The 4,385-nt window shown below is 55.2% G+C and carries 4 protein-coding genes; 1 reads left to right on the top strand and 3 read right to left on the bottom strand.

Annotated elements, in window-relative coordinates; translation table 11 throughout:
- Positions 1–593: AMIN domain-containing protein (locus KQJ18_RS21935; protein ID WP_216422732.1), on the bottom strand; the 593-nt coding region annotated here is incomplete at its 3' end.
- A 234-nt stretch (positions 594–827) separates the two neighbouring features.
- On the opposite strand from KQJ18_RS21935, the gene argA reads away from it, so the two are divergent.
- Complete coding sequence (gene argA, locus KQJ18_RS21930; RefSeq protein WP_038633289.1) at positions 828–2,159, top strand: amino-acid N-acetyltransferase; 1,332 nt, start codon at positions 828–830, stop codon at positions 2,157–2,159.
- Between the two features lie 44 nt (positions 2,160–2,203).
- Here the strand turns inward: argA and recD are convergent, their stop codons facing one another.
- Together recD and KQJ18_RS21920 are read right to left on the bottom strand one after the other, a co-directional pair.
- Positions 2,204–4,033 carry an exodeoxyribonuclease V subunit alpha gene (gene recD, locus KQJ18_RS21925; protein ID WP_216422731.1) on the bottom strand — a complete coding sequence of 610 codons (1,830 nt, stop codon included), beginning with the start codon at positions 4,031–4,033 and terminating at the stop codon, positions 2,204–2,206.
- Positions 4,030–4,385, bottom strand: a 356-nt coding sequence (locus KQJ18_RS21920) for a hypothetical protein (RefSeq protein ID WP_216422730.1), incomplete at its 5' end; no start/stop codon positions are given. The genes recD and KQJ18_RS21920, both read right to left, overlap by 4 nt.

The following is a 4,385-nucleotide window of genomic DNA, read 5'->3' as shown; positions in this document are numbered from 1 at the left end:
CCACCGTGCCCGGGGTCCAGCATAATGACAATCGGACGATCGCGCCCCGCTTTACCCGGCTGCGGACCACTTTGCGCAGGCGGCACCTGTTTATCCAGATCGCCCTTGTTGTAATCTTCAAGCAACGCCAGCAGCGGATCCTGAACATCCTGCGCATTAGCAGGATAAAGATCCATGACCAGACGCTCTTTAAAACCGGCGACGGGGGCCAGGGCAAAGAGTTGCGGCTTCACATTCTGTTTCAGCTCGAACACCATCCGCACGGTCTGCGGGTCAAATTGCCCGACTCTCGCCGACTTAATATAGGGATCGTCAGGACGAATCTGCGCGCCGATGCCCTTAAGCACCGAGTTCAAATTAACGCCTTCAATATCGACAACCACACGCTCAGGATTACTCAGGGCAAACTGTTTGTATTTCAGCAAACGGTTGGATTCCACCGTGACGCGGGTATAACTGGACGCAGGCCAGATACGAACGGCAACGACCTGACTCACGGCAGCCAGACCAACCTGACTGACGCTCAAAAGCCACATAGCACCCGCACCTTGCAGTAAACGACGGCGACTGATTGCTGAATTGGATCCCGACATGCTTCTCCCGAGCAAAAGAAATCTTTATTGAAGTAATACGTAAAACGTCCGAATTGACCGGAAACTTTAACGAATGACGCATAATCTGTCATCTATAAAAGGGTAAACATTCTTTTTATATTCACGGCATTACTGAAAAAAATCTTCGGCATGAGTAAAAATTACGCTTGCGCACAGCACCAAAACAGAATAAAAATACATAAATTACGAATAATCATGCAATGAGGGTGTGCCGTGGTGAAGGAGCGTAGAACCGAACTGGTACAGGGATTCCGCCATTCTGTTCCCTATATCAATACCCATCGGGGAAAAACGTTTGTCATTATGCTGGGCGGCGAAGCCATCGAGCATGAAAACTTTTCCAGTATCGTCAATGACATTGGGCTTCTTCATAGCCTCGGCATCCGCCTTGTCGTAGTCTATGGCGCACGACCGCAGATTGATGCCAATCTTGCGGCGCATCATTATGAGCCGGTGTACCACAAAAATACGCGCGTCACCGACGCTAAAACCCTGGAGCTGGTCAAACAGGCTGCGGGATTGCTCCAGCTTGATATTACCGCCCGCCTGTCGATGAGCCTGAATAATACGCCATTGCAGGGTGCGCATATCAATGTGGTCAGCGGTAATTTTATTATCTCCCAACCGCTGGGCGTTGATGACGGCGTGGACTACTGCCATAGCGGGCGTATTCGTCGTATTGATGAAGAGGCCATTCACCGTCAACTGGACAGTGGCGCGATAGTCCTGATGGGGCCAGTCGCCGTTTCCGTTACCGGTGAGAGCTTTAATCTGACGTCAGAAGAGGTCGCCACGCAGTTGGCTATCAAACTGAAGGCGGAGAAAATGATTGGCTTTTGCTCGTCCCAAGGGGTCACCAACGATGATGGCGATATTATTTCCGAATTGTTCCCTAACGAAGCCCAGGCGCGCGTCGAGTCACAGGAAGAGAAAGGTGACTACAGCTCAGGTACGGTGCGCTTCCTGCGTGGTGCGGTGAAAGCTTGTCGCAGTGGCGTACGCCGCTGCCACCTGATCAGCTATCAGGAAGATGGCGCGTTGCTGCAGGAACTGTTCTCCCGCGATGGCATCGGTACGCAAATCGTGATGGAAAGCGCGGAGCAAATTCGCCGCGCCACCATTAACGATATCGGTGGCATTCTGGAGCTGATCCGTCCGCTGGAACAACAAGGCATTCTGGTCCGCCGCTCCCGCGAGCAACTGGAAATGGAGATCGACAAATTCACCATTATTCAGCGCGATAACCTGACCATCGCCTGCGCCGCACTGTATCCTTTCCCGGAAGAGAGGATTGGCGAAATGGCCTGCGTGGCGGTACACCCGGATTACCGTAGTTCGTCACGTGGGGAAGTATTGCTGGAGCGGATCGCCGCGCAGGCCCGGCAAATGGGGCTGAGTAAGCTGTTCGTACTGACCACCCGCAGCATCCACTGGTTCCAGGAGCGCGGCTTCACGCCGGTGGATATCGACCTGCTGCCGGAAAGCAAGAAAGAGATGTACAACTATCAGCGGCGATCAAAAGTGCTGATGGCTGATTTGGCCTAGGCGTGGCTGCCGGATGCGGCATAACAGCCTCATCCGGCCTACAGCTACATCATGCCGTCATTAAATAATGCTGATAGCCCGCTGCGGCGTTCGGTACGCATGACAATTGCCCCGCCCAATATTCGTTCATCGGCATACAGCGACAGACGGCGGCGCGCGCGGGTTACGGCGGTATAGACCAGCTCGCGGGTAACCACGGGGGAATGCTGGCTGGGTAAAATCAGCGCCGCATGGTCAAACTCAGAGCCCTGCGATTTATGTACCGTCATCGCCCAGGTGGTTTCATGCTCAGGCAAGCGGCTGGGTTGCACCGACTTAATCGAACCGTCCGGCAGCGCAAACCACACCCTCAGCCCTTGTCCGCGATCGAGGGCAATGCCAATATCACCGTTAAATAACCCCAGCGAACTGTCATTGCGCGAAACCATCACCGGTCTTCCCTCATACCAACGACTGTGCGTCGAACGGTGAATTTTACGTTTTTGCGCCATCACCTGCTCAATGCGCTCATTCAAACCGCCTACGCCAAACGGCCCTTCCCGCAAAGCGCATAGCAGCTGATACTCATTGAAGGCCTGAATGATGGCATCCGGCGCGGCGCCCTCATGCAGTAAATCCAGGTAGTGCCCATAACCTGCCAGCGCCTCATCCAGCATCGCGGCGTAATCTTCACTGCTGCGTAACGTGCGTTTTTCGATATCGCTGAATCCCTGCTGGAAAACCGTTTTTACCGCAGCTTTGTCACCGCAATTAATCGCAGCAGCCAATTGACCGATCCCAGAATCACTGCCGAAACGGTAGCTTTTTTGCAGCAGACACAAGCTGTCACGTAACGCCGCCGCCTGAGTACCCGTTCCCGCCGGAATAGCGCTACCGGTCAGGCGACTAAGCTGCCGGGCGCGTTCCGGGGTAAATCCTTCGCTGACAAAAGCACAAATATCCCCGAGCACCGCCCCCGCCTCGACGGAGGCGAGCTGGTCACGATCGCCGAGAAAAATCACCCGCCCGTGCGGCGGTAGGGCATCGATAAGGCGCGACATCATCGGCAAATCAATCATCGAGGCTTCATCCACCACCAGCACATCCACATGCAGCGGATTCCCCGCGTGATGACGCAAGCGCTGGCTGCCGGGCTGAGCGCCTAATAACCGATGCAGCGTACTGGCATCATCGGGAATGCGTTTCTTTTGCTCATCGGTAAGCGGCAGTTCTCGCAACGCCGCTCCCAGCGAGGCGGTCAGACGCGCAGCCGCTTTTCCCGTTGGCGCCGCCAGACGAATACGGCAGCGTTCACCGTCCGCCATCTGGATCAACGCCGCCAGAAGTCTCGCGACCGTTGTCGTTTTTCCGGTGCCCGGCCCGCCGGAGATCACTGATATACGGCGGGTCAACGCCACAGCAGCGGCCACCTTTTGCCAGTTAACGCCTTCCGATGATGGAAACAGCGCCTCCAGCGTGTCAGTCAGCCGTTGTTCATCCACCTCAATGGCGTGGTTAACTTCACTGAAAAAACGCGCCACCGCGCGTTCGTTATGCCACATGCGGTTCAGATACAGGCGATCGCCGTACAGCACCAGCGGGGTCGGTTGCTCGCCATGGCTTACTGCCCCGGAGGCCAGCAAACATTCCGCCCAGTCTTCAGGCTCGCCCATCTCAGCAAGCCAGGCGCTTAACAAAGGATGAGCATCTTCGCGTAAGGATAATCGCGAAAGTGGTAAGCAGACGTGCCCTTCTCCCGCTTCGCGGCTGAGCAATGCCGCAGCCAGCGCAACCGCAGGATTACCATTTCCGGCCACTGCCAGCGCAAACTGGGCATCCAGAGGCCGGAGCTGTTTTTGTTCAACGGCTTCCAGTAATCGTTTCTGGATTGTCATGACATCTCCTCCAGCTCCGCACCGGCAAACATCTCATCCATCAAAGCGATCAATTCTCCGTCTGGTCGGGTGGCGTAAATTCCCTGCTGCGGATCCTCGCCATCAACGCCGCGCAGGAAAAGATAGATAACGCCGCCAAAATGGCGTTCATAGTCATAATCAGCAATGCGATGGCGTAAGTAGCGATGCAGCGCCAGGGTATAAAGTTGATATTGCAGGTCGTAGCGATGCGCCTGCATGGCTGAGGCCATCGCCTGCTGCGTGTAGGCTGCGCTGTCTTCACCCAGCCAGTTAGATTTGTAATCAAGCAGGTAATAACGCCCCTGATGACGAAACACCAGGTCAATAAACC

The sequence above is a fragment of the Citrobacter sp. S55_ASV_140 genome, assembly GCF_018919505.1.
Classification (GTDB): domain Bacteria; phylum Pseudomonadota; class Gammaproteobacteria; order Enterobacterales; family Enterobacteriaceae; genus Citrobacter; species Citrobacter werkmanii.
The sequence above is the reverse complement of the archived record's forward strand: the minus strand, read 5'-3'. Positions and strand labels throughout refer to the sequence as shown.

Excerpts from the sequence above, each read along its gene's own strand:
- recD (WP_216422731.1), bottom strand. The coding sequence starts at position 4,033 with ATGACAATCCAGAAACGATTACTGGAAGCCGTTGAACAAAAACAGCTC.